This is a genomic window from Campylobacter sp. IFREMER_LSEM_CL2151 (assembly GCF_025771725.1).
Classification (GTDB): Bacteria; Campylobacterota; Campylobacteria; order Campylobacterales; family Campylobacteraceae; genus Campylobacter_D; species Campylobacter_D lari_C.
This window is the reverse complement of sequence record NZ_JAKMQT010000006.1, coordinates 94068-120693: the sequence shown is the minus strand read 5'-3', so window position 1 is coordinate 120693 and position 26626 is coordinate 94068. Positions and strand designations below refer to the sequence as shown.

General features: G+C 31.0%; 25 protein-coding genes. 9 read left to right on the top strand and 16 right to left on the bottom strand.

Annotation, left to right across the window (positions count from 1 at the left end; genetic code table 11):
• On the bottom strand, positions 1 to 957 hold a 957-nt coding region (locus L8V82_RS05905; RefSeq protein ID WP_263724333.1), incomplete at its 3' end, for a cache domain-containing protein.
• Between the two features lie 179 nt (positions 958 to 1136).
• Positions 1137 to 1733 carry a peroxiredoxin gene (locus L8V82_RS05900; protein WP_263677950.1) on the bottom strand — a complete coding sequence of 199 codons (597 nt, stop codon included), beginning with the start codon at positions 1731 to 1733 and terminating at the stop codon, positions 1137 to 1139.
• Between the two features lie 186 nt (positions 1734 to 1919).
• On the opposite strand from L8V82_RS05900, the gene L8V82_RS05895 reads away from it, so the two are divergent.
• The 6 genes from L8V82_RS05895 (at position 1920) to L8V82_RS05870 (ending at position 5236) form a co-directional block, all read left to right on the top strand.
• A complete protein-coding gene (locus tag L8V82_RS05895; RefSeq protein ID WP_039619165.1) occupies positions 1920 to 2204 on the top strand; it encodes a ferredoxin, 4Fe-4S in 285 nt (94 codons plus the stop codon).
• A 139-nt stretch (positions 2205 to 2343) separates the two neighbouring features.
• The gene (gene ndk / locus L8V82_RS05890) at positions 2344 to 2757 is read left to right on the top strand and encodes a nucleoside-diphosphate kinase (protein ID WP_039642239.1); all 414 of its coding nucleotides are present in this window, start codon (positions 2344 to 2346) and stop codon (positions 2755 to 2757) included.
• Entirely contained in the window at positions 2757 to 3110 is a 354-nt protein-coding gene (locus L8V82_RS05885) for a DUF177 domain-containing protein (RefSeq protein ID WP_263724332.1), read from the top strand. Before ndk ends, L8V82_RS05885 begins: the two co-directional genes overlap by 1 nt.
• Before the next feature lie 14 nt (positions 3111 to 3124).
• Positions 3125 to 3271, top strand: a complete 147-nt coding sequence (gene rpmF, locus L8V82_RS05880) for a 50S ribosomal protein L32 (RefSeq protein ID WP_012662034.1) — start codon at positions 3125 to 3127, stop codon at positions 3269 to 3271.
• Between the two features lie 5 nt (positions 3272 to 3276).
• Entirely contained in the window at positions 3277 to 4266 is a 990-nt protein-coding gene (gene plsX, locus L8V82_RS05875) for a phosphate acyltransferase PlsX (RefSeq protein WP_263724331.1), read from the top strand.
• On the top strand, positions 4253 to 5236 hold the full coding sequence (locus L8V82_RS05870; RefSeq protein ID WP_263724330.1) for a beta-ketoacyl-ACP synthase III: 984 nt from the start codon (positions 4253 to 4255) through the stop codon (positions 5234 to 5236). Before plsX ends, L8V82_RS05870 begins: the two co-directional genes overlap by 14 nt.
• 16 nt (positions 5237 to 5252) lie before the next feature.
• On the opposite strand, the gene motB is transcribed toward L8V82_RS05870, so the two are convergent.
• From motB to polA, 3 genes are read right to left on the bottom strand one after another with little or no spacing between them, the layout of a single operon-like run.
• Entirely contained in the window at positions 5253 to 5987 is a 735-nt protein-coding gene (gene motB / locus L8V82_RS05865) for a flagellar motor protein MotB (RefSeq protein ID WP_263675437.1), read from the bottom strand.
• A 10-nt stretch (positions 5988 to 5997) separates the two neighbouring features.
• Positions 5998 to 6771, bottom strand: coding sequence for a flagellar motor stator protein MotA (gene motA / locus L8V82_RS05860; protein WP_039619177.1), 774 nt, complete (start codon positions 6769 to 6771; stop codon positions 5998 to 6000).
• Between the two features lie 12 nt (positions 6772 to 6783).
• Positions 6784 to 9423, bottom strand: a complete 2640-nt coding sequence (gene polA, locus L8V82_RS05855; RefSeq protein WP_263724329.1) for a DNA polymerase I — start codon at positions 9421 to 9423, stop codon at positions 6784 to 6786.
• Positions 9424 to 9555: 132 nt separating this feature from the next.
• Between polA and L8V82_RS05850 the strand changes: the two genes are divergently transcribed.
• Together L8V82_RS05850 and L8V82_RS05845 are read left to right on the top strand one after the other, a co-directional pair.
• Entirely contained in the window at positions 9556 to 10908 is a 1353-nt protein-coding gene (locus tag L8V82_RS05850; RefSeq protein WP_263724328.1) for an MFS transporter, read from the top strand.
• Complete coding sequence (locus L8V82_RS05845; RefSeq protein WP_263724337.1) at positions 10908 to 11912, top strand: nucleoside hydrolase; 1005 nt, start codon at positions 10908 to 10910, stop codon at positions 11910 to 11912. Before L8V82_RS05850 ends, L8V82_RS05845 begins: the two co-directional genes overlap by 1 nt.
• Here the strand turns inward: L8V82_RS05845 and L8V82_RS05840 are convergent.
• On the bottom strand, positions 11868 to 12311 hold the full coding sequence (locus L8V82_RS05840) for a YqaA family protein (protein ID WP_263724327.1): 444 nt from the start codon (positions 12309 to 12311) through the stop codon (positions 11868 to 11870). The genes L8V82_RS05845 and L8V82_RS05840 overlap by 45 nt on opposite strands.
• A gap of 275 nt (positions 12312 to 12586) precedes the next feature.
• Here L8V82_RS05840 and trpB point away from each other — a divergent pair, with 275 nt between their 5' ends.
• A complete protein-coding gene (gene trpB, locus L8V82_RS05835; RefSeq protein WP_263724326.1) occupies positions 12587 to 13762 on the top strand; it encodes a tryptophan synthase subunit beta in 1176 nt (391 codons plus the stop codon).
• Positions 13763 to 13780: 18 nt separating this feature from the next.
• Here trpB and uvrA read toward each other — a convergent pair whose 3' ends face one another.
• From uvrA to fliF, 10 genes are all read right to left on the bottom strand, one after another.
• On the bottom strand, positions 13781 to 16606 hold the full coding sequence (uvrA, locus tag L8V82_RS05830) for an excinuclease ABC subunit UvrA (protein ID WP_263724325.1): 2826 nt from the start codon (positions 16604 to 16606) through the stop codon (positions 13781 to 13783).
• Positions 16607 to 16627: 21 nt separating this feature from the next.
• A complete protein-coding gene (gene serC, locus L8V82_RS05825) occupies positions 16628 to 17704 on the bottom strand; it encodes a phosphoserine transaminase (protein ID WP_263724324.1) in 1077 nt (358 codons plus the stop codon).
• A gap of 12 nt (positions 17705 to 17716) precedes the next feature.
• Complete coding sequence (xseA, locus tag L8V82_RS05820) at positions 17717 to 18880, bottom strand: exodeoxyribonuclease VII large subunit (RefSeq protein ID WP_263724323.1); 1164 nt, start codon at positions 18878 to 18880, stop codon at positions 17717 to 17719.
• Positions 18877 to 19578, bottom strand: a complete 702-nt coding sequence (gene ubiE / locus L8V82_RS05815; protein ID WP_263724322.1) for a bifunctional demethylmenaquinone methyltransferase/2-methoxy-6-polyprenyl-1,4-benzoquinol methylase UbiE — start codon at positions 19576 to 19578, stop codon at positions 18877 to 18879. Before ubiE ends, xseA begins: the two co-directional genes overlap by 4 nt.
• Before the next feature lie 7 nt (positions 19579 to 19585).
• The gene (locus L8V82_RS05810) at positions 19586 to 20770 is read right to left on the bottom strand and encodes a hypothetical protein (RefSeq protein ID WP_263724321.1); all 1185 of its coding nucleotides are present in this window, start codon (positions 20768 to 20770) and stop codon (positions 19586 to 19588) included.
• 1 nt (position 20771) lies between these two features.
• Positions 20772 to 21185 carry a peroxide-responsive transcriptional repressor PerR gene (gene perR, locus L8V82_RS05805; protein WP_087699633.1) on the bottom strand — a complete coding sequence of 138 codons (414 nt, stop codon included), beginning with the start codon at positions 21183 to 21185 and terminating at the stop codon, positions 20772 to 20774.
• Between the two features lie 81 nt (positions 21186 to 21266).
• Positions 21267 to 23096, bottom strand: coding sequence for a 1-deoxy-D-xylulose-5-phosphate synthase (dxs, locus tag L8V82_RS05800; protein ID WP_263675423.1), 1830 nt, complete (start codon positions 23094 to 23096; stop codon positions 21267 to 21269).
• Positions 23093 to 23908, bottom strand: coding sequence for a flagellar assembly protein FliH (gene fliH / locus L8V82_RS05795; RefSeq protein WP_263724320.1), 816 nt, complete (start codon positions 23906 to 23908; stop codon positions 23093 to 23095). The genes dxs and fliH overlap by 4 nt, the downstream gene beginning before the upstream one ends.
• A gap of 4 nt (positions 23909 to 23912) precedes the next feature.
• Positions 23913 to 24941 (bottom strand): flagellar motor switch protein FliG, encoded by a 1029-nt coding sequence (gene fliG, locus L8V82_RS05790; protein ID WP_039619192.1) that lies wholly within the window; start codon positions 24939 to 24941, stop codon positions 23913 to 23915.
• A complete protein-coding gene (gene fliF / locus L8V82_RS05785; RefSeq protein WP_263675421.1) occupies positions 24941 to 26626 on the bottom strand; it encodes a flagellar basal-body MS-ring/collar protein FliF in 1686 nt (561 codons plus the stop codon). Before fliF ends, fliG begins: the two co-directional genes overlap by 1 nt.

The window sequence follows — 26626 nt, the reverse complement described above, 5'->3', positions numbered from 1 at the left end:
TTGGATTTTTTTGAGTGGGGATAAAAGCCTGCTTATAACAATTTTAATTAATGCTAATGCAATTAATATAGCTACAAATGCAGCAAGTACTTGTTTAATTAAAGCACTATTTGCTTTTTCTGAATACACTTTTTCCTTAGTAACTGTACAAACTTTATATTTAGAACTAAAAGAATTAGTACACATAACTGCTTCTACAGTTCCTTCTTCATTAGGTATATAAGCAATTGCACTTTCATTTTTTGGATCTAAAAATTGAGGATTTGCTTTCATATAAGCAGAAATATTTTCACTTAATTTGTCTTTTTTACCTATTTTTTCAACTTCTGGATGGAAAAATGCATTTCCTTCTATATCATATATGGCTGTATATGCTTGAGAACTTTTTCCAACTGATAATACATCTTTTGAAAATCTTTCTAAATCATAATCTCCACCAACTACCCCTATAAATTGATTATTTTTAAACACAGGTACTGCATATGCAATTTTCATTTTACCATCTGCAAAGCTAGAATATGGATCTGATACGATTAATTTCTTCTCTTCTTTAGCTTTAATATACCATGCTCTAGTTTTAACATCAAATCCTTTAGATTTATCCAAATAAGTATGATCTGATTTATAATGTTTTCCAGTTTCATCTAGCGCAAAATATATAATGTCAAAGCTATTTGCCTTTTTAAAAGCCTCTAAAAAATTATATATGTTTTCATCATTAGAAAAATCTTGCTTTACAATTTCTTCCGCTAAAGTCGCTATTGCACTTCTTTTTGCATGTGAATATATAGAAAAAACTTCAGCTGTATCAAGCATAGTTTTCCTTTGAATTTCTTCAAGATAAGTATAAGTGTCCTCTTTAGAGTTGTAATAACTCATACCATTAACCACTGCAAGCACTATAATACTCACAATAGCAATCACCAAAGTTAATCTACCTGTAATACTTTGAAACATTTTTTACTCCTTGTATTGAATGTTGTATTGACAAATAAGATTAAAATTGTATTATTTGATTTAAAATTGATAAAAAATGTAATTTAAATAACAAAAAATGTAGAAATAATATTTTTAAAATATATAAACGATAGAAAGAATAAAAAAGATTATAAAGCCTACATATAGTAGGCTTTTGATTATAATTTACCTTCGTTTTTGCTTAAGTAATCAGCTACACCTTTAGGATCAGCTTTCATACCTTCATCACCTTTATTCCAACCAGCTGGACAAACTTCACCATGCTCATTAGTAAATAACATAGTATCAACCATTCTAATCATTTCATCAATGTTTCTTCCAAGTGGTAAATCATTAACTACTGCATGGCGGATTGTTCCATCAGCATCAAGCAAGAAAGAACCTCTTAAAGCAACTGCTTCTTCAAATAAAACATCAAAATTTCTAGCAATTTGTTTTGTTAAGTCAGCTACTAAAGGAAATTTAACTTGACCTATACCGCCTTGATTTACCGGCATATTTTTCCATGCAAAGTGAGAGAATTCGTTATCGCAAGATACACCAATTACTTCAATACCTCTATCTTTAAAATCTTGATATCTTTTATCAAAAGCAATGATTTCAGATGGGCAAACAAAAGTAAAATCTTTTGGATAGAAAAATACTACTGCACCTTTTGGTCCTATATTTTTATAAAGATTAAAATCTCCTACTATTTCATTATTACCTAATACAGCAGGTGCTGTAAAATCAATAGCTTTTTTAGTTACTACCATAATTTTATCTCCTAATTAATAAATTTTATTTGTAGCGAAATAATATCATTTGTAAATTTAAAAATTTATTAATTGTGTAAAATTATCCACAATTTAATTTTATTATCAAAATTAAAAGATTTTAAGAATAAAATTAAGACAATTTTGATAATCTTGCATTTAACATTTAATATTAAGGAGTAAAAAATGGCAGTTAAAATTACTGATATTTGTATAGCATGTGGTTCTTGTATAGATGAATGCCCAGTAAGTGCAATCGTAGATGATGCAAACAATCCTGAAGGCGAAGATAGATATTATGTTTATGCTGATAAATGTGTTGAGTGTGTAGGACACAATGACCAACCAGCCTGTGCAAGCGCTTGCCCAACTGATGGCTGTATTGTATGGAGTGATGTAGTTAGCGGACAACCAAGCCGTGATAACATCGGAAGTGATTTAAGAGACGGTTCAACTCCAGTATTTGCTTAATAATTTAATGTAAGTATCTTGTTTTCAAGCTACTTACAAACTCTTCTATAAACTCTAAATTTTATATAATTTTAAAGCATTTTTTGGTATAATTAGCTCTTTTATAAATATAAAACTTATTTAAATTAAGGGGACGATTTTGGAAAAAACACTTTCTATTATTAAACCTGATGCAGTTAAAAAAGGTGTTATTGGTCAAATTTTAACACGCTTTGAAAGCAATGGTCTAAGAATAGCAGCAACAAAAAAAATACAGCTTTCAGAAAAAGAAGCTCAAGAATTTTACGCTGTACACAAAGATAGACCTTTTTTTAAAGATTTAGTTGAATTTATGATCAGTGGTCCGGTTGTGGTTTCTGTTTTAGAAGGCGAAAATGCTGTATTAAAAAACAGAGAATTAATGGGTGCTACAAATCCAAAAGAAGCAGCTCCTGGTACTATTAGAGCAGATTTTGCAGATAGTATTGATGCAAATGCAGTTCATGGAAGTGATAGCTTAGAAAATGCAAAAATTGAAATAGAATTTTTCTTTTCAAAAACTGAAATTTTATAATGAAAATCGCTTTTGCAAAGCTTAGCTCTATAGCTTACCCTTTTAAACTAGATCTTGATAATATAGTTTTTGAAGGAACTATTACAAAAGTTAATCCAAAATTAGCAAAAATAAAAGCTAATTTCAAAGGCTTTGCTTATAGAAACTGTGATCGCTGCGGCGATGAAATGGAGCTTGAAATCGATCAAAATATAGAGCTTTTTGCAAGCGATGGAATTTTCAAAGATGAAAATAACACTTTAAGTGATACTATGGAGTTTTTTGACTCTCATATAGATTTAATAGAGCTTGCCACAAGTGAGTTGCAATCTTATTTAAGTGATTATTTTTATTGCAATAAATGTTCAAATTAACAAAGGAGTAAAAAATGGCAGTACCTAAGAGAAGAGTGAGTAAAACTCGTGCAGCAAAACGCAGAACTCATTATAAAGTTACCCTACCTATGCCTATAAAAGACAAAGATGGTAGCTATAAAATGCCTCACCGTGTAAATCCAGTAACTAAGGAATATTAATAACGATGACAAGCATTGCTATTGATGCAATGGGTGGTGATTTTGGGGAAAAACCTATTATAGAAGGTGTGATTCAGGCTTTAAAAGAGCGTGAATTTAAAGCTATCTTGGTAGGGGATCCTCAAAAGCTTAAAACCTTAATACCTCAAGAATTAAACTCATACATAGAATACGAAGAAGCTTTTGATGTATTTGCTATGGAAGAAAATTCCACAGATGCACTAAAAAGAAAAGACAGTACTATCTACAAGGCTATAGAATTAGTAAGAAATCAAAAAGCAAAAGCTGTTGTTTCTGCTGGACATAGTGGAGCTACCATGAGTTTAGCTACATTAAGGCTTGGAAGATTAGCAAATATTGCTAGACCTGCAATAGCTACTTTAATGCCAAATATCCATTCAAGAACACTTGTACTAGATGTTGGAGCAAATGTTGATTGCAAAAGCGAGCATTTATTTCAGTTTGCCATTATGGGTGAAGCTTATGCAAAAGAGATTTTAAAAATTGCCAAACCTAGAGTTGCTTTACTATCAAATGGCGAAGAAGAATGCAAAGGAAATGAGCTTACCAAGGAAACTCATCAACTCTTAAAGCAACTTCCAAATTTTGTAGGAAATGCTGAAGGTAGAGATATCTTTAATGGTACTATAGATGTATTAGTATGTGATGGATTTAATGGGAATATTTTACTTAAAACCGGCGAAGGTGTAGCGAGTGTTATTACAAAGCTTCTAAAACAAGAAATTCAAAAATCTTTTTTAGCAAAACTAGGCTATCTTTTAGCAAAACCAGCTTTTAATGAACTAAAAACTCATATTGACTATGAAGAATACGGTGGAGCTCCGCTTTTGGGTGTAAAAGAATGTGTCATTATAAGTCATGGAAAAAGTGGTCCAAAAGCTATAAAAAATGCTATTTTTCAAGCATTAAATTTCGCACAATCAAATATAAATCAAACTATAGAAAAAGAACTTTCTAATTATGAAATCAACTAAAGCTTCCTTAAAAAGTATAGCTTCTTATATCCCTACAAAAACTCTGAGCAATTTTGACTTAGAAAAAATGGTTCAAACTAGCAATGAATGGATATTAAGAAGAACCGGTATAGAACAAAGACATATAGCAAGTGATGATGAGAATACAAGCGATCTTGGTACTAAAGCAGCTATTAAGGCTATACAAAGAGCTAATTTAAATCCTCAAGATATAGATGCGATCATCGTAGCTACTTTAAGTCCTGATTATTTTACCATGCCATCAACCGCATGCAAAATTGCTCATAATTTGGGCTTAAAAAATATCACCGCTTTTGATATTTCTGCTGCATGCTCAGGATTTATTTATCTTTTAGAGCTTGCTAAATCTATGGTTGAAAGTGGTGCTAAAAAAAATGTATTAATCGTAGGAGCTGAAAAAATTAGCTCTATTATGGATTATACTGATAGAAGCATTTGTGTGTTATTTGGCGATGGAGCTGGGGCTGGAGTTGTATCATTAGATGATAATTTTCCTATTATAGATACTCATACTGCAAGCGATGGGGAATTTGGAGATTTATTAATGACTCAAAGAGCTCAAAAAAGCAGTATCTGCTCTCCACTTTCCATGCAAATGAAAGGAAATGAGGTATTTAAAATCGCGGTGAATACTCTAAGTAATGATGTTATTGAAATTCTTGCAAAAAACAATATAAAAAGCGAAGAAATTGATCTTTTTATACCTCATCAAGCTAATTTAAGAATTATCAAGGCCGTACAAGAAAAATTAAATTTTACAAATGAACAATGCGTAGTTACTGTCCAAAAATATGGCAATACCTCAGCTGCTTCAATTCCTATGGCAATGAATGATGCTTACGAGCAAGGTCGCTTAAAACAAGGTTCGCTAATATTGCTTGATGCTTTTGGCGGGGGTTTTACTTGGGGTTCAGCACTGCTTCGTTTTGGCGGAGAGAATAACAAATAAGTTTTTTGCTTATTTGTTATTTAAAAGTTCCGATTTGATCCAATACTGACTTTCTAGTTTGATTATCTGAAGAATCTACGCGGATATAAAATTCAACCCTATTGTTTATCTCATCTTCTTTGTTTGTACTCAAAGGATAATTTTCACCAAAACTAACCACTATAAGTTGAGCTGGGTTAATCCCTCTAGCAATCAAATAATCAGCCACAACTTGAGCTCTTTTACTTGCTAAATCAAAATTTCTTTTAGGGTCTTTATCGCTTGCGTCAGTATAGCCTCTAAGTTCTATTTGAGCTTGCGCAGGCATTCTTTTTAAAACTTCACTAATGCGCTTTAGAAAATCTTGTACATCAGCTGAATCAATTTGTGTACTACCTCTAGCAAATTCAACCCTTGCAGGCAAATTTAAAACGATATTATTTTCTCTTTGATCTAATGCCGCTTTTAATTTTTCTATATTTTCTTGTTGAGTGATACTTAATTTTTTAAGCTTTTCAAGCTCTTCAACATTTGCATTAGATGGAGCACTGTATTTATTATGCACTTCACTTTCTTTTTCTAAAGGATTTGAAGCAGTAAATTCAAAAATTTTAACAAATTCAGTTTTTAAGGCTTCAGTTTTAGCAGGATTACTTTCAGAAATCGCCCAAAGAGCAATGAAAAGCGCCAAAAGCAAACTTAAAAAGTCTGCATAAGGCACAGCCCACTTTTCACCTGCTGGACATTCTGGACATTTATGTTTTTTTCCCATTTTTTAACTCTTACTTATCAAATTGAGAAATTCTAGGCTCGCCTTGTCCAAGATAATTAAACAATTTAGCCTCTAAATCCCTAGGATTAGCTCCCTCTGCAATACTTACTATAGCATGCGAGATCACTATCCTTTCTTTAATGAGCTCATGAGCATTAGCTTTGATTTTATGTCCCCAAGGACCAAATAAAGCATAAGCACCAAAAATCCCCGTTACCGTTGCGGTAAATGCTCCTGCAATACCTGCTGCCATAGCTTGAGGATCATCTAAAAGTTGCAAAGCAAGCATAAGCCCCATAACCGCACCAACAAGTCCCATAGTAGGACAAGTTTCACCAAAACGGATCCAGTATTCTGCCGTTTCTTTGTAATATTCTTCCATTTCTTCTATTTGGATTTCCATGCTTTCTTTAATCTCTTCTACGCTCTTACCATCAACCATCATCATCATGGTTTCTTTTAAAAACTCATTATCAATTTCATTAGTTTTTGATTCTAAAGCCAAAAGCCCGTCTCTTCTTGCTATGATAGAGTATTCTACAAGCTCAGCTATCCTTTGACTTAAATTTACCCCTGCACCTTTAAAGGCAAGTTTTAATTCTTTATAAGCTGCTTTAACAAATTTTTTATGAGTTGCTGTCATCGCACAAAATGCTGCAGTTGGAACCACGATCAAAAATGAACTTAAGTGCAAAACATGCAAAGGGTTACCACCCTCTAAAATATCCCCTACAGAAATACTAACAACAGCTAATACCATCCCAAGTATGGTTGAAAGATCCATTAGTTATTCTCCTTATTTTAATGCGCCCCAATTTTTGGCAATACTTGATGAAGTTTTTAATTTAACTTTTAATTTTACAATATTTTCCATAATATCACTAGCATTTTTTGCAAATTCCTCGCAAAGTTCATCTTTTACTTCAAAAATAAGCTCATCATGAATTTGTAAAATCAAGCGTTTATTTTCATCTAAGTCTTTTGCAATTTCTATCATTGCAAGTTTTATTATATCGGCAGCAGAGCCTTGAAGTGTAGAGTTAATACTCTCTCTTTCATACATTGCCACATGCATAGGCTTTGCATTTTCAAAGTCAAAATAACGCTTACGACCTAGTAAAGTCTTTATAAAACCATTTTGCTTAGCTTCATTTTTTACCTTTTCAAAATAGGTTTTAATGCTAGTAAAATTCTCAAAATATTTTTCAATATATTCTTTAGCTAATTTTGCTTCTATTTTTAAATTTTGACTCAAAGTCTTATAACCCATGCCATAAATAAGACCAAAATTTATACTTTTAGCAATACTTCTTGTCTCATAATCACTACGATTAAAAATCATAATAGCAGTTTTTGCATGAATATCCTCATCGTTTGAAAACGCTTCTAGTAATTTCTCATCTTCACTAAAATGCGCTAGCATTCTAAGCTCAATTTGTGAATAATCAAGCGAGATAAAGCTAAATCCTTCTTTTGCTACAAAACAGGATTTATAATCTTTAGCATATTGACCATGCGCAGGGATATTTTGCAAATTTGGATCTTTTGATGAAAGGCGTCCAGTAGCAGTACCAGTTTGCAAAAAGCTTGAATAAATTCTTGAGTTTTCATCTTTTTTAGCTAATTTTAACAAAGGTTCACAATAAGTAGAAACTAATTTTGCAAGCTCTCTGTAAGCTAAAATTTCTTTCACAATCAGATGGTTATCTAAAATAGCATTTAAAACCTTTTCATCAGTAGAATAACCTGTTTTACTTTTTTTACCACTTGGTAGTTTTAATTTTTCAAATAAAATATCCCCTACTTGTTTTGGAGAGTTGATATTAAATTTTTCACCCGCTAAATCATATATTTTTTCACTTAATATTTTGATATCTTGATTAAAACTTTGCATTAGGCTTTCAAGCTTTTGAGTATCAAGCTTAATGCCATTATTTTCCATCATAATAAGCACTTTGATAAATTCAAACTCACTTTTTTGTGCAAGCTCAAATAAAGGCTTTTCTAAATTTTTTAAAAAATACAAATAAAATCTTAAAGTGATATAAGCATCCTCAGCTGCATATTTGCAAGCTTTTTCTACATCCACTCCTGCAAAGCTTTCTCCTTTTTTTACTAAATCTTCAAAATGCAAAGTCTCATAATCAAATAATCTTTTTGCTAAATCATCCATATTTACACGTAAACTTGGTTCTTTAAGCCATGCAAGTATCATAGTATCAGCATAATTTTTTGGAGGAAGTAAATTAAAATTATTTTTTATAATCTCAAAATCATATTTAAGATTATGTCCTATAACCATACTTTGATAGATTTTTTCTATACCTTTTTTAGCCACTTGCATAGAAATTTGCTTGCAAACTCCTAAATAATCATGCGCAAGTGGTACATAAAAGGCTTCGCTTTCATGAAAACAAAAACTAAATCCTACTATCTTTGCTTCTTTGGTATCTAAGCCCGTAGTTTCAGTGTCAAAAGCAACAATGCTTTGATCATCAATTTTTTCTAAAATGTCAAATAATTCTTTCTCATCTAAGATTAATCTTGCATTAAATCCTAAATTTTTATCTTTATTAATAGGATTAGTACGTAGTTTTTTTAATAAAGCATTTAATTCATACTGCTCTAAAATATCCATAATCTTAAGCAAAGGTTCATCTTTTGGATACTCACAATTTAAAAGCATATTTTTCACATCTAAATCTTCATACAAAGAAGCAAGTTTTTTACTCAAAAAGGCATTTTCTTTGCCCTCAAGCAACAAATTACGACTTCTTTCATTACGCACTAGTGTTAAGTTTTCATAAATTCCCTCAATACTTTCAAACTCATCAAGTAAATTCTTAGCACCCTTAGCACCAATTCCTTTTACCCCTGGGATATTATCTGAGCTATCTCCACATAGAGCTAAAAAATCTCTTATTTGGCTAGGTTTTACCCCATATTTTTCCAAACATCCTGCTTCATCATAATCATTTTTTGAAATAGGACTATAAATACTAACTTTATCATCTTTTATAAGTTGATACAAATCTTTATCTTGAGTGATAATTCTTATAAAAATATCCTTATTCTCACACTCTTTAACCAAAGATGCGATGATATCATCAGCCTCATATCCTTCGCAAGAAAAACTTGAAAAACCCATTTTTTCTATCATTTGAATGCAAATTGGAATTTGAGCTAATAAATCAGGTGGAGGTGGGGTGCGGTTGATTTTATAATTTGGATCAATTTCACTTCTAAAAGTTTTTCCTTTGCTATCAAGAGCAAAAATAATCATATCACTAGGATGTTCATTTTTCAAACTATAAATAAAATTAGCAAAACCGCTAATCATATTACTAGGTTCGCCTTTTGAATTTTTCAAACCCTTTAAAGCATAAAAAAGTCTAAAGAAAAAGCCAAAAGTATCAATTATGGTTAAAGTTTTCATTTGTTTCCTATATTAAAAAATAATAATAATTATCGCCCAAAATTATTTAAAAGTCGGTAAAAAGTATTAAATTTCCATTTTAAGCATTTTAGATAAAATTATCATTTTGAAATTTCAAATAAAGGTTTAATCTTGCAAACAAAATCAATCGCGGATGAAAATTTTCAAACTCCACAAGGAAAAAAGGCTTTTAAAAAGGCTGTGTTTTCGTGTTGGCTAGGAACTGCTATGGAATATGCAGATTTTGCACTTTATGGTTTAGCTGCAGCTACTGTTTTTTCAGAAGTTTTCTTTCCTGAGCAAACTCCTGTTATAGCATTATTGCTTAGTTTTGTTACTTATGGTATAGGTTTTATTGCTAGACCTATTGGAGCTTTGTTTTTTGGATATTTAGGAGATAAATACGGAAGAAAAAATGTATTGATGAGCACCATTGCATTAATGGGTATTTCAACTACTTTAATTGGTTTTATACCAAGTTATGCAGTAATTGGAATTTGGGCTCCTATATGTTTGGTTATTTTGCGTTTTATGCAAGGCTTTGGCGCAGGTGCTGAGCTTTCAGGTGGGACTGTCATGCTTGGAGAATACGCTCCTAGCAAACATAGAGGTTTAATCTCTTCTGTTATAGCACTTGGATCAAATAGTGGAACCTTACTTGCAGCTTTTGTATGGCTTTTAGTTACAAGTATGGATGATGCTAGTTTTAAAGAATGGGGATGGAGAATTCCTTTTATAGGAAGTATTTTTATAGCACTTTTTGCTGTTTATATGCGTTTAAATGTAAAAGAAACTCCTGTTTTTGAAAAACAAAAAGAATTAATGCTAAAAATTCGTCATGAGAATGAAGCACATATGAAAAAAGATGAAAGAACTTTTTGGCAAAAAAGTCGCGCATTTTGGACTATGGTGGGTATAAGGATAGGAGAAAATGGGCCATCTTATCTTGCACAAGGCTTTATAGTAGGCTATGTAACTAAAATTTTACTTCTTGATAAATCAGTAGCCACAACTGCTGTTGTTATCGCTTCTTTAGTGGGATTTTTAGTTATACCTTTAGCAGGATATTTAAGTGATAAATTTGGAAGGCGTATTACTTATAGAGCCTTTTGCTTGCTTTTAATGCTTTATGCTTTCCCTGCTTTTATGCTACTTGATAGTAAAAATGAAATTATTGTAATTTTAACTATCATCGTAGGTATGTCTTTGGCATCTTTAGGGATTTTTGGTGTGCAAGCTGCGTGGGGTGTAGAACTTTTTGGAGCAAAAAATCGTTATACTAAAATGGCGCTAGCAAAAGAATTTGGCTCTATACTTTCAGGGGGTACTGCTCCTATGATAGCTTCAGCTTTGCTTGCTTATTATGGCACTTGGTGGCCAATAGCCTTGTATTTTGTTATCACCGCAGGAATTGGTTTTATCACAACCTTCTTTGCACCAGAAACTAGAGGCAGAGATTTAAATTTAATAGAAGATGCGATATGATACGCCTTATTTTAGATACTGATATAGGCAATGGAATAGCAGGGGCTAATACCGATGATGGTTTAGCCCTTGGGCTTATTTTAGCCTCTAAAGAAATCAAACTTGAAATGATTAGCACTTTAAGTGGTAATGTACAAGCTTTAACCGCTTATAGCGTTGCTAAAGATTTATTAAATAAGCTTAATCTAGACATACCTTTGTATTTAGGTGCCCATGAAGCTTTATGTGAAGATAGTCATTTTTGGAGACAAAGATTAGATAAAAGCGTAGAAGAGTTTAAGCTTACTCATCTTTGGGATCATATAAAACCTATAAAAATCTTAGAAAACATAAATCCAAATGCTTGTATGAAAATGGGTGAGCTTATTATGCAAAACCCAGGTGAAATTTCAATTTGCGCTATAGGACCTTTAACAAATATAGCTATAGCGATGAAACTTTTTAAAGATTTTGATAAAAATGTAAAAGAAATTTTTATCATGGGTGGAAGTTTTGATATGCCTTATCATATCAAAGATACAAATTTTGGCTTTGATCCTGAAGCTGCTAGCATAGTTTTAAACTCAAGAGCTAAAATCACACTTGTTCCTTATAATGCAACAATGCAAACTATGCTCACACATGAAGATTTAAATGCTTTAGAAAATCAAAATCCTCTTTGTGATTTTTTAGTGCAAACTTTAAGAGTTTGGATTGATTATGCAAGCAAAACAAGAGGCACAAATGGCACATGGATACATGATGCATTAACTATTGCTTATATGCTTGATCCCAATTTAGCAAATTTTGATGAGTATTTAGTAGATGTTATTTGTGATAGTACTTTTGCTAGAGGAAGCACTATAAGGTGTTTTAAAGATGCAAAAATGCCTATGAAAAATCATGAATTAAAAAACACCATAAAAGTTTTAAAAGATATTGATAATACTAGACTTTTAAATCTTTTAAAATCAAGACTTTTAAATGGAATTTGCTATGAAAATTACAAAAGCATAACGGCTTAATTTACCCAAGGCTATAAAAATACTTGCTTTTAAAAAAGAATACTTAGCAAATCCAAGCCCTAATGCAAAAAGATCTCCCACTATGGGTAAAAAAGTAAAAAAAGCATACAAAGAGCCAAATTTTTTAAAATTTGCATTGATTTTTTCTAATTTACGCAAAGAGTTTTTAAAATATTTTTCTAAAATTTGACTCTCTCCAAAATAAGCTAACGCATAAGTACTTAAACTACCCAAAGTATTTCCCAAACTTGCTATAAATAAAACCATATAAGCATTAAAATCTAATTTTACAAAAGCAAGCACAAAAGCTTCACTTGCCATAGGCAAAAGCGTGCTAGAGAGAAAACATACTATAAAAAGCCCTATATAGCTTATGTCATTATATAAAAAATCAAACATTACAAATTTTCTTAGTATTTATTTTCCAAACTATCATTTTAAAGAATTTTTAATAATAATTATCTTAGAATGTAAAGTCATTTGGCAATTTTTTAAAAGGAAAAACTATGGAAAGGAAAAAATTTTCTAAACTAAATTTAAAATACTCATTTAACAAAGCTTCTTTTTCTTGGCGTTAAGCCTACTACTACATTTTTAATCATTTTTTATTTTACATTTTTAGTTTTAGTTGATCATTTTTGATTTTATATTATTAATCATTTTAAGGAAATACTATGAAAAAATATTATGGAAAATTTGGTGGGCAATTTGTGCCAAATGAAGTAAAAATAGCATTAGATGAAGTAGAAAAAGCTTTTTTAAAACTCAAAAAAGATAAAGATTTTAACACAGAATTAAAAGAACTCTTAGTTAATTATGTAGGAAGACCTACGCCTTTATACTATGCTAAAAATTTAAGCAAGCTTTATAATCACGAAATTTATTTAAAAAGAGAAGATCTAACTCACACAGGAGCTCATAAGATCAACAATGCCATAGCTCAAGCCTTAATGGCAAAGAAAATGAATAAGAAAAAAATTATTGCAGAAACTGGAGCAGGACAACACGGGCTTGCAACCGCTACTGCAGCAGCACTTTTGGGGCTTGAATGTGAGATATTTATGGGAGCTATTGATGTAAAAAGGCAAGCCTTAAATGTCTATAAAATGGAGCTTTTAGGAGCAAAAGTTCACGCAGTAGAAAGTGGAAGTAAAACTTTAAGTGATGCGGTAGATGAGGCTTTAAATTTTTGGGTTAAAAATACTAAAGAAGTATTTTATGTAGTAGGAAGTGCAGTGGGGCCTTATCCTTATCCGCAAATTGTTACGCATTTTCAAAGTATTATAGGTAAAGAATGCAAAATGCAACTTAGAAAATTAAATAAAAAAGTAGATTACATCATAGCAGCAGCTGGAGGTGGTAGCAATGCTGCTGGAATTTTTCATGCATTTTTAAAAGATGAAAAAGTTAAACTCATAGGCGTTGAAGCAGCAGGTTTAGGAAAAGATACACCTTACCATGCAGCCACACTTACTAAAGGTAAAGAAGGTATTATCCATGGTATGAAAACTAAAGTTTTACAAGATGATAAAGGAAACATTGCTCATACTTTTAGCATCTCTGCTGGGCTTGATTACCCTGGCATAGGACCTTTGCACGCATATTTACAAGAAAGCAAAAGAGCAAGTTATCATGCTATTAGTGATGATGAGTGCATTAATGCTTTAAAATTATTATGTAAAGAAGAAGGTATTATACCCGCTATTGAAAGCTCACATGCATTAGCTTATTTAGAAAAACTTTGTCCAACTTTAAAGAAAAAAAGTGTGATAGTTGTAAATCTTTCAGGAAGAGGCGATAAAGATATGCAAAGTATTTATGAGTATAAAAAAGGTGAAATTTATGGTTGAAGAATAACTTCAACCAATTTATTTTTTTATGCTTTTTAACTCTAAATTTAGATAATACCCTGTATAAGAACCACTTTTTTCATGATTTTTAGCAAGCTCTTCAACGCTACCTTTAGCTATAACCTTACCACCTTTAACCCCACCTTCAGGTCCCATATCGATGATATAATCAGCATTTTTAATCACATCTAAATTATGCTCTATCACAAACACACTATTTCCAAGATCGACTAAATGTTGCAAAACTAAAATAAGCTTATTAACATCTTCAAAATGAAGTCCTGTTGTAGGTTCATCTAAAATATAAAGAGTTTTTCCTGTATCACTTCTGCTTAATTCTTTGGCTAGCTTAATACGCTGAGCCTCTCCACCACTTAAAGTAGTTGCATTTTGTCCTAAGGTAAGATAATCAAGCCCAACTTTTACCAAAGTATCAAGCTTTTGTTTTATTTTTGGTACAGAAGTAAAAAACTCACTTGCTTCGATAATACTCATATTCAAAACATCGGCTATGCTTTTACCTTTATATTTGATCTCAAGTGTTGCATCATTATATCTTTTACCATTACAAACATCACAAGTTACCATCACATCAGGCAAAAAGTGCATTTCTATTTTAATTTCACCATCTCCACTACACTTTTCACATCTTCCACCTTTAACATTAAAAGAAAAACGCCCTGCTTTATAACCTCGCATTTTAGCTTCTTTGGTAGCTGCAAAAAGATTACGAATTTCATCCATAGCACCTGTATAAGTAGCAGGATTTGAACGAGGAGTCCTTCCTATAGGACTTTGATCAAGATAAATTACCTTATCAAGTTTTTCTAAACCTTCTATTTTAGCCCCACTTAGTTTTTTAACTTTTTTAGCACGGTTAAGCTCTTCTTTTGCAAATGGAAGCAAAGTTTGTAAAATTAATGAACTCTTACCACTTCCTGAAACGCCTGTAATTGCTACAAGATTGCGTAGTGGGAAATCTACACTTAAATTTTGAATATTATTAATACTCACATCTTTTAAACTAATAAAATCTTTTTGTTCTCTATTTTTTTGATGGGCAATTTGCTTTTTACCACTCATATAAAGAGCAGTTTGACTTTTGCTTTTTAATAATTCTTTATAAGTTCCACTAAATACAACCTCACCGCCAAATTTACCAGCATTTGGACCAATATCTACGATAAAATCTGCTTCTTCTATAGTCATTTTATCATGCTCAACCACGATTAAAGTATTACCCTTTTGCTGAAGATTTCTTAAAGTTTTAATGAGTTTTGCCGTATCTCGCTCATGTAAACCAATACTAGGCTCGTCTAAAACATACATCACTCCACTTAAACCACTACCAATTTGAGATGCTATACGAATTCTTTGAGCCTCACCCCCGCTAATGGTTCTTGCATCACGCCCTAAAGATAAATACCCAAGTCCTACATCATAAAGAAAAAACAATCTTTCATTAATTTCTTTAAAAATAGGCTTAGCTATCAATCTTTCTTGCTCACTTAAATACGCAAAATTAGCTTCTTTTGAAAAAAATGCAGCGGTATTTTCTATACTCATATCTAAAATTTCACCCAAATTTTTCTCAGCTACTTTTACGGCTAAACTTTCTGCTCTTAAACGATGACCATTGCAATCTTTGCAAGTTTTTTCGCTCATATACTCGCTTAAATCTTTTTCATCTTTTAGCATTTCATAGGCATATTTAACCGCACCTTCAAATTTTCGACTTAAGCGATGTCTTTTCCATAAAAAGTTAATTTCCTTGGCATTACCATAAAGCACTAGACGCTTTTCTTCTTCACTTAGCTCATTATATGGAATTTTTACCCTGATATCATTTTGTTCACAAAAGGCCATTAAAAACTTATAATAATAACTTTTATTAAACCCGTATAAAAGCTTTATAGCTCCTGCTTCTAAGCTTAATTCTTCATTGATAAGTTTTTTCATATCTAGCGTATATCTTATACCAAGACCATCACAACTTGGACAAGCGCCTTTTGGAGAATTAAAAGAAAAACTCAAAGGCTCAAGCAAAGGAAAAGAAATTTTACAATCAAAACAAGCATTATGCTCACTATAATGAAAATGTTTTGCTATATTTAATTCTTCATTATTTAAAACTTCAATTTCCACTTCACCAAAACTCTCGCTAAGTCCTTTTTCTATATCGCTTGCAAGTCTTGCTAGCATATCATCTTGCACTTCAAGCCTATCTATTACAAGTTTTATTGTATGTTTTTTGGTTTTAGCAAGCTCAATATCCTCATCAAGACGCGTTAAAACCCCATCAATTTGCGCTCTAACATAGCCTTTTGCGACTAAATTTTCCAAAAGATCTGCAAAAGTTCCTTTTTTTTCTTTGATCAAAGGCGCATAAATGATGATTTTAGCTCCTTTTGGAAGCTTTAAGATTTCACCTACAATATCTGCTGCACTCATAGATGAGATTTTTTGACCACATTGATGACAATGTTGTGAGCCAATCCTTGCATATAAAAGTCTTAAATAATCATAAATTTCAGTAATAGTCCCAACGGTTGATCTAGGATTTTTAGAAGTTGTTTTTTGATCAATAGCAATAGCAGGAGTTAAACCTTCTATTTTATCAACATTTGGCTTACCCACTTTATCTAAAAACTGCCTTGCATAAGCACTTAAACTCTCAATATAGCGACGTTGTCCTTCTGCATAAAGCGTACCAAAAGCTAAAGTTGATTTACCACTTCCACTAAGTCCTGTAAAAACTATGAGTTTATTTTTAGGAATTTCTAGGTTGATATTTTTAAGATTATTTTCCTTAGCACCAATGATACTTATTTTGTCATTATTCATAAAAATCCTCTTTTTACCTAATCAAGCATGTTTTTTAGCAAAATCTTTCATAAATTCACTTAAGTTTTGCACCTTTTCAATGCTGATAGAATTATAAATACTAGCGCGAATTCCACCTAAAATTTTATGTCCTTTAAGACCTATCATACCATTTTCTTCAGCTTCTTTTACAAAAACTGGCTCTAAGTTTTTAGCACGATTTATATTAAAACTGACATTCATTAGCGATCTATCTTCTTTTTTAGCATGACCTTTATAAAAACCATTACTCTCATCAATCACATCGTATAAAATTTTAGCCTTTTGTATGTTTTGCTCATTGATTTTATCTAAGCCACCTTGATTTAAAAGCCATTTCATTTCAAGATTAAACATATATATAGCAAAGGTTGCAGGTGTATTAAATAAAGAATTATTTTCAGCATAAACACTGTATTTTAACATACTAGGTATATTTTTGTTTTTACTACGCTCTATCATATCTTTGCGGATAAATGCACAAGCAAGTCCTGAAATTCCTGCATTTTTTTGCACTCCACCAAAAAGCATAGCAACATTAGAAAAATCTATCTTTTTAGAGAAAAAATCACTAGAAGCATCAATTATCAAAGGACTTTTAGTTTTTGGATAGCTTTTATACTGAGTTCCATAAATGGTATTATTAGAGCATATATAAGCATAATCTGCATTATCGCTAAATTCAAATTGTGGGATATGATCAAACTCACTTTCTTGAGTGCTTGCTACTATTTTTGTATTTACTCCTAAAATTTCAGCCTCTTTAATAGCCTTTTTAGTCCAAACTCCCGTATTAGCAAATTCACAAACTCCACCCATATATAAATTCATAGGTATCATAGCAAATTGCAAACTAGCCCCACCTTGCATTAAAAGCACTTCATAATCATCATTTACACCATAAAGCTCTTTTGCCATTTTAATAGCTTCAAAATGCACTTCTTCAAAAACCTTTCCACGATGAGAAACTTCCATAATAGAAAAGCCTTTGCCATGATAATCAAACAAATGCTCCTGTGCTTCTTTTAAAACCTCATCAGGCAGATTTGAAGGACCTGCACTAAAATTCATTACTCTCATTTTGTCTCCTTTTTATAGTATTTGGGCTTCTTTACTCTCATTTATTGAGCAAAGTTTTATAATATCTCCTTTTTTTAGTTTTTCAAGAGAGATATTTTTGCCATCTTTTTGTAAATTTATCAAATTTTTACTTTTATCAAAGAAATTTTTATGCTGAGTTAAAAGCTCTTCAAAATTATTAAGTTTGTTTTCATAGTTTAATAATTTTAAATTTAAAACGCTCTTTAATTGACTTTGTAAAAAATCAAGCTTTTGTTTTCTAAGAAAAAAAGCATTTTCTAAAGATTTCGCTTTGGCTAAATTTTGTAAATGATCGATTTTATTTTGATAAAACTTAAGATGATTTAACATTTGGTTTTTAAAACGCATAGCAAGCTCATCAAGTCCTTGTTCTAAGCTGAGTTTATTTGGAAAAATCATGTCAATAGCCGCACTTGGAGTTGGTGCTCTTAAATCTGCTACAAAATCACTAATAACATAATCAATCTCATGTCCAATAGCAGAAACAATAGGCGTTTTTAAAGAAAAAATACATCTTGCAAGTTCTTCATCATTAAAACAAAACAAATCCTCTCTACTTCCACCGCCTCTTGCTAAAATAATTGCATCTAAATTAAACTCATCAGCTTTTTTTAAAGCATTTATCAAAGAATTTGGAGCACTTTGTCCTTGAGTAAGCGCATTAAAAATAGTTATTTTACAAAGATTGTATTCCTTTTGTGAAATTAGTTTTAACATATCTTGCAAGGCAGCTGAAGTAAAAGAAGTGATTATGCCTATTTTTTTAGGAAATTTAACAATGCTTTTTTTGGCATTTATATCAAACAAACCTTCTTTTTCAAGCTTTTCTTTTAAGGCTAAAAATTTAACTTCTAAATCCCCAAGGCTTGTTTTTTGCATACTTTTAGCGATAAATTGATACCTACCACTTGCTTCATACAAACTCACATAACCTCTAAGATCAAGCATATCGCCAACCTTAGGTTTAGCTTGGACAAATTGATTAAAACCTTTAAACATCACACAAGCTATGCTTGATTTTTCATCTTTTAAGTCAAAATACCAATGTCCTGAACTATGAATAGTAATTTTAGAAATTTCCCCACTAAGCTCTATATCATCAAGATGAAATTCTAATAAACTTTTAGCTTTTAGATTAAGTTCTGAAACTTTCATTTTTTTCTTGCAATAAACATAGAGCAAACACCAAAACTAAAGCTTTTATACTCTAACATTTCAAAATGCTCACTCAATTCTTTGATAAATTCTTCTTTGCTTAAAAAATCTTCTATAGAATTTGGTAAATACTCATAAGCACTATAATTTTTACTGATAAATCCACCTACTTTTGGCAAAATATTTTTTAAGTAAAAATCTCTACAAGCAGCTATAAAACCACCCTGCTCTCTTTTGGTAAATTCAAGTACAAGTAAAATCCCATCCTTTTTTAACACTCTTGCAAATTCTTTTATAGCTTCTTTTCTATCTACCACATTGCGTATACCATAACTTATACTTATGATGTCTGCACTTTCATTTTCAAGTGGAAGCTCTTGTGCTTTTGCTTGTACAAAAGTCGCTTCAGGAATTTTTTTCTTAGCTACTTCAAGCATACCCGCACTTGGATCAACCCCTTTTATACTCGTAATGTTTTTATTTGCTTTTAAGGCTTGATTTTGCCATTCTATAATCATATCGCCCGTACCACAAGCTACATCGATAATATCAAGTTCATTATTAGAAAATTTAAAAACATCCAAACAAGCTTTTTTTCTCCAACTCACATCACTTCCAAAACTTAAAATTCTATTAGCCTTATCATAAGTTGGTGCTATATCATCAAACATTTTAACTATTTTTTCTTGTTTTTGCATGTTTTTCCTAACTATATATTTTTAATTTTTTAATGCTTTTTTCAATTTGTTTTATTATATTTGCATCATATGAAATTTGCTCTAAATGATTATATTCAAAATAATTTTTTAGTTTTTCAATACTTTTTTCTTCAAACATAGTTGCAAAATAGCATAATAAAAATTTTATTCTTTCTATTTCTTCTTCAAGATTTCTTTGAGATTTTACAATTTTTTTCTTTAAAAAAACTAATCCTTTTCTTAGTTTAAAAGCTACCAAGGACTTTAAAATTTGATTTTTTTCTCCTTGATAAAAATCACAATCATTCTTTAAAATAAATTCCATATCAAGAAAAATATCATTGATTTTTTCATCACTTAAAATAAAAATATATTTTTCTAATTCAAATTTATAATTTTTATCACTACATACTTGTTTTTCTAAATTTAAAATATAATTTTGAAGTTTATTTTGAATACTTTTTTCAAAAAGAGTGCTAAAAAACTCAAAGAAAATACAAATTTGCCTAAGGCTTATAAAAAATTGCTCTAAGCTTTCAAAAGTCAATTTTTGTAAAAAATTTAATCTATCATTTTTTAATCTTTTTAAAAGCACAAAAAGTAAGATTTTACCCGCTTCAAAACTTTGAATTTGACTTGGGAAATATAAACTAATATCTTCTTGCTTGTCTAAAATTTTAATACATTTTGTGCTATCAAAAATTTTAGAAAAATCTCCATATAATGCTAAATTTTTACTATAAAAATTTTCATTATCTGTGATTTCTTTATAGTTTTGCAAAAAATGAGGTAAATTAAAGCATTTTGCTTGCTCAAAAGTAGAAAAAATAACTTTCAAAATAATTAAATCTTGCAAATTATTTTTAAATTTATAAAGAAAAAACCAAATGCCATTAATCTCGAAGCTAATTCTAGTTTTTTTAATGATATCCCCTATGGCATTTTTACTTTGGCGCTTAAATTCTTTTTTAGAGAGTTTATGAGTTTTTTTATCTATAATATCGTGCAGTTTATAAAGTGAAAATTGATAATAATCTTGATTGATTTTTTTATATTTAACATCACAAAAAGGACTTATACGCGTAAAAAAAACGCGTATCTTATCCTTAGAATAAGCAATTTTTTCTTCTTTTAAAATTTTTATAAAATCATCATTTTCGAGTAAAAAGCGTCTTTGAACTTCACAAACCATTTTATTTTTTACAAGCTTTACAGCCATTTACATAGGCAAATACACCAAGATAATCAATAATATTGCCAATTTTTTTCTCAAGATCTTCTTGGTATTTATTTATCCCACTATCTTCATAACATACATCTTCTATATGATTGCATTTGCTACAAATTACATGAATATGAGGATATTCATAAATATCATAACAAGTTTTTTGATTTGGCGTATTGATTTCTACAACCAAACCTTGTTCTTTTAAAGTATTTAAATTTTTATACACTGTAGCTAAAGAAATAGAAGGATATTCTTCCTTGATGCTTTCGTATAATGATTCTATATTAGGATGTTCATGGCGTTTTAAAATTTTTAAAATACAAAGTCTTTGTGGAGTAGCTTTTAAATCACAGTTTTTAAGCATTTGAATAAGTTCCATAATAAATTCTCCAATATTTTTTCTATAGTATAACGCTTTTTTTATAAAAAAATAATTATATTAAAGGATATTTTTTATCTTTTAATAAATTTTAATCTTTTCGCATAAAGAATCAACATCAAGTTTTAAAAACTGCTCAACCTCATTTGTCTTACCATGCGTGATAAAGCAATCTTCAAATTCAAAGCTTACTAGCTTTATGTGATAAAGATTTTCTTTTTGTAAAAAATTTGTAATTAAACTTCCCACTCCACCTATTTTAGCACTATCTGAAAAAACAAACCAAGTTTTTGTATCTTTTGCTAATTCTTTTAAAAGCTCTTCATCTAAAGGTTTTACAAAAATCAAATCTATCAAACTCGCATAATCTAAACCAAGTTTATCCAAAGCTAGTTTTGCCTTGGCTACACCTTGACCAAAACCTAAAAATACTTTATCGCTTTGTGTTTTAGATAAAATTTGAGCTTTGGCAAGTTTTATCTCACATGGATTAAAATCATTATTTAATAAAAAATTACCCCTAGGGTAACGAAAAGCAAAAACACCTTGATGAAAATAAGCATATTCCATGATTTTTTCCATCATAGCCTCATCTCTTGGAGCTGCTAGAGTAATGTTTGGAATAGCACTTAAAAAACTAACATCAAAAACACCTTGATGCGTTTCTCCATCTTCTCCTACAATTCCTGCTCTATCCATAGCTATAACTACATTTAAATTCATAATAGCACAATCATGAATAACTTGATCATAAGCTCTTTGCATAAAAGTGCTATAAATTGCTATAAAAGGTTTAAAACCTTCTTTTGCCATAGCCGCCATAGAAGTAACTGCATGTTGTTCTGCAATTGCAACATCCCAAAAACGTTCAGGATATTTTTCCATTAGCTTATCTATTCCAGTACCACTTGGCATAGCAGCAGTTACGCCTACTATGTTTTCATATTTTTGAGCTAAATTTAAAAGCGTATTTGAAAAAATTTCTGTAGCACTTTTTTTACTTACATTTGCCTTTAAACTCTCCCCGCTACTTCTATCAAAAGCACCTACCCCATGCCATTTAGCATTTTTTCCCTCAGCTAATGCATAACCTTTGCCTTTGATAGTTTGCGCATGTACAACGCAAGGTTTATTCATAGCTTTTGCTTGATTGAGCGCATTAATAACCTCATTTAAATTATGCCCATCAATAGGTCCAATATATTCAAGTCCTAATTCTTCAAACAAAAGTCCGGGTGTAATAAGTCTTAAACCCTCTTCAAAACGCTTTGCCATATAAGAAGCACCTTGAGGAAAGTATTCTAAAAGATTTTCTATGCGTTTTTTAAACTTTTGATAAAACTGCGTTGCCATTGCTTGAGAAAGGTATTTTGAAATAGCCCCAATTGGCCTTGAAATACTCATTTCATTATCATTTAAAATAATTACACAAGGATATTCTCTATCACCAAGCTCATTTAAGGCTTCATATGCCATACCCGCACTTAGCGCTCCATCGCCTATTAATACAACTGGCAAGCGATCTTCATTTTTTAATCTTATAGCCTTACAAGCTCCAACTGCTAAAGATATAGAAGTGCTTGAATGTCCTGCTACAAAATAATCCCCCTCATCAGGCTTGGTATAGCCACTTAAACCATTAAACTGTCTTAGAGTGTGAAAATTATTTATTTTACCACTTAAAAGCTTATGCGGATAAGATTGGTGTGAAACATCAAAAATAAAAGGATCTTTTCGCACATCAAAAACATAATGCATACCTATGCTAAGCTCAACTACACCTAAATTTGAACTTAAATGTCCACCATTTTTACTCACTGTATCTATAATAACTTCACGCAAATTATTAGCTAAATTTTCTAGCTCTTTAATTTGCATATTTTTAATATTTAAGTTATTTAAATCTATCATTCATTAACCATATTTTTGATTTTTTGCAAACGATTGTTAAGATTTGATTCTATATTGCCTGCATCACTTAATATTAAAATACTTCCTTTGTTAATCGCATCATCAAGGCTAAATTTGATATTACTTTGCTCTTGCAAATGTGTTTTTACATACTCAAAATCATCAGGGCTAAGTTTTAATTCTATCTTAGTAGCATTTTTAAGCTCATTCATAAGTTCTTTTGCCAAATTTAAGGCTATAAGTGAAGAATTTTTCTCAAGTTCTTTTGCAATTACCTCTTTTGCGATAATTACAGCTGTATCGGCCAATTCTTTTTCATTTTTAGATAAAAAGTTATTTAAATTTTGCACTGTATTTTCAAGCTTTTCTACACTTTTTAAGTATTTTTCTTTTAAAGCTTCTAATTCACTTTCAAAATTTTTTTGAGCTTGTTCATAACCTTCTTTGGTAAATTTTTCTTTTGCATGTTCTAATTCTGTATTTAAGCGATTGTTAAATTCAGCTTCTTGGCTTTCTATTTGCATTTGTAACTTAATAATATTTCCTGACATCTCATCAGTTTTTTTAAGCAAATCTTCTACAAAATCAGGTTGGATTTGTGGTTGTGGGGCTTGTGGTGTGGTTTCTACCGTTTGGTTTTCTACTGCTTGCTGAGTTGTATTTTGGACAGGAGAGACTTGATTTATAGTTTGAATTTCTTCTTGTTTTTGTTCTTCATTAGAGGGCATTTCACTCATAACTTTAAAATGATAACCCTCAACTACATGAGCAGAAATGTTTTCGGGTGAAATTACATTAGTTAATTTTGCCATAATCTTACTCTATCATCTCATCAGCCTCACCCACTTGGATAAGACCTTGTTCTGCAAGTTTTTGCACCACTTCTACAACTTTTCTTTGTGCTTCTTCAACATCTTTTACACGCACAGCACCCAAAAAGCCCATTTCTTCTACAAAAGCTTCAGCAGCACGCGTAGACATATTGGACATGAATTTTTGTTTTAAATCCTCGCTTGCACCTTTTAAACCTATCATCAAATCACGCTTATCAGCAGCTTTTAAAACTTCTCTAATCGCATTAGTGCTAAGCTGAGAAATATCATCAAAGGTAAACATTAAATCTTTAATGGTTGTAGCAAGTTTTTCATCACTTTGCTCAATATAAGAAAGTGTTGTTTTGGATGCTTTTTGACCCAAGCGATTAAGCACTTCAGCAACTGCTCTTGGACCACCCACTTCAACCTTATAAGAAGTAAGGCTTTCGAGCTTACTTTCAAGCACAGCAGATACTCTTTTGATGATTGAAGGTGAAATATCCCCAAGATTTGCCATTCTTATTACAACTTCAGCTCTTAATTCATCACTAAAATACTCCAAAGTTTCAGCAGCTTGAGTAGTATCCATATGAGCTAAAATCAAAGCTATGGTTTGAGGGTGTTCTTTAATGATAAAGTCAGCAAGCTGTTGTGGTTTGATTTGAGAAAGATAAGCAAAATTTTGGTTATTTTCCATACTTTTGGTAAGTTTTTCCAAAATTTTATTGGCAATTTCAGGACCAAAAGTTCTAAATAAAATTTCTTTTGCATATTCCAAACCACCACTTTTTAGATACTGGTTTGATTGCAATAAAGTATAAAATTCCTCAAGCACTGCAGTAGCAACTGGTTTGTCAACATTTTTTGCTAAAGCAATATAGCGAGAAATTTCAGTAATAACATTAATATCCATATGAGAAAATAAAACTGTTGTTACATCTTCTCCAAGTTGAATTAAAAAAATTGCGACCTTTTCTGGCATAGAAAGGTCATCATAGACCATTTTTTGTTCTTCACTAAGCTTTATCATCAGATATCCTTCTCACCAAATTCAGCTTCATTTTCAACAAGTTTTTGTAACAATAATGCCACTTCTTCACCTTTTTCATTAGCCACTGCTCTTAATTTTTCAAGTAAAACATCATATTGAAGCGCATCTTCATCAAAATTATCCCCAAAGCCAAGTTGCTCTTCAACTTTCTTGCGTGCTGCATTGAATTTTTCAATAGCGTCTTCAGCTTCATCAATAACTTGTCCATCTTTACCTTCCATTTCTTCTTCAAGCTTGATATCTGCAAGCATTTTTTGAGAAAATGGCACAATAACCTTTTTATAAAAGATGAAAAGTAAAATCGCAGCAAAGACATACTTAACAGGTGGGATAAATGGCTCAACAAATCTTGAATAAAAAGTTTGAACCTTATTTTCAACTTTAGCTGTTCTATGAAATTCCAAATTATTTACTTCAACCGCATCACCTCTAGCAAGATTAAAACCTATAGCGCCTTTAGTTAAATTCTCAATCGCTTTAATTTCTTTATCACTCAAAGGAATATATTCATTAGTAACATTTCCTTGATCATCAGTAATTACTTTATACTTTCCATCTACCACAACAGCTGCAGAAATTCTCTTAACAGTTGCAAATTGCTTAGTAGTATTGGTGATTTTTTTAGAAATTTCATTGTTAGTTGTGGTTTGATTTTTAGTATAAACCTCACGCGCGCCTTTATCATCTAAACCTTCTACAGGACCGATGTTTGAAACAGCACCTGGTACACCTTGAATTTCTTTATCTTTATAGCCTTCTCTATGCTCTTCCAAGGTTTGCTCACTACGCACAACGGTATTTGGATCATATACTTCACTTTGTGATTCTTCTTTAGAAAAATCATAATCAATACTAACCTTTGCTACTACCCTATCATAACCACCTGCAAATGGAGCAATAGAAGCAACAATTTTTTGCTCTAATTCATATTCTTGATCTCTTTTATATTTAATTTGAGCAGCGATTAAATCACTTTCAAAAGCACCCTCATCATCTAAAGGAATACCTTTTTGATCCATAATTTTTACATTTTCAGGAGTAAGTTTTGTCACTGAGGAAGCAATTAAATTTTTAATCCCCATAATTTGCTTTTTATTAAGCTTTAAACCTTCTTTTATAGTCAAAGCTACTGAAGCAGTTGGTGGAACTTGTTGTTGGGTAAAAAGTGTATCTTTAGCAAAAGCAATATGCACCGTAGCACTATGAATAGGCTCTAAACTTTCAATCGTTCTAGCAAGCTCACCTTCTAATGCTCTTTGGTATTTTACCTTTTGTTCAGCTTCTGTTGCACCAAATTCTTGTTTATCAAAAAGCTCAAAACCTACTTTATTATCCTTTGGCAATAATCCTGCAGAAGCAATAGCTAAACGCTGTTTATATACTTGTTCATTAGGAACTAAAATAGTTCCTTCATTGCGCAAAATATAAGGAACTCCACTTTTTTCAAGTTGAGTTACTATCATCGCCGAATCACTAGTATTAGCATTTTCAAATAATACTGAATATCCAGCCTCGCTAGCCACTGTAGAGCCACTTCTAAAAAGGGTTAAAAATACTAAAAATCCAACTACAACAACAATAGAAGCAGCAATGATAATACGCTGTCTTAAACTTAAATTTTGATAAAGCTGACCTACTTGGTGCAGTATAGTTTTATAATCCAT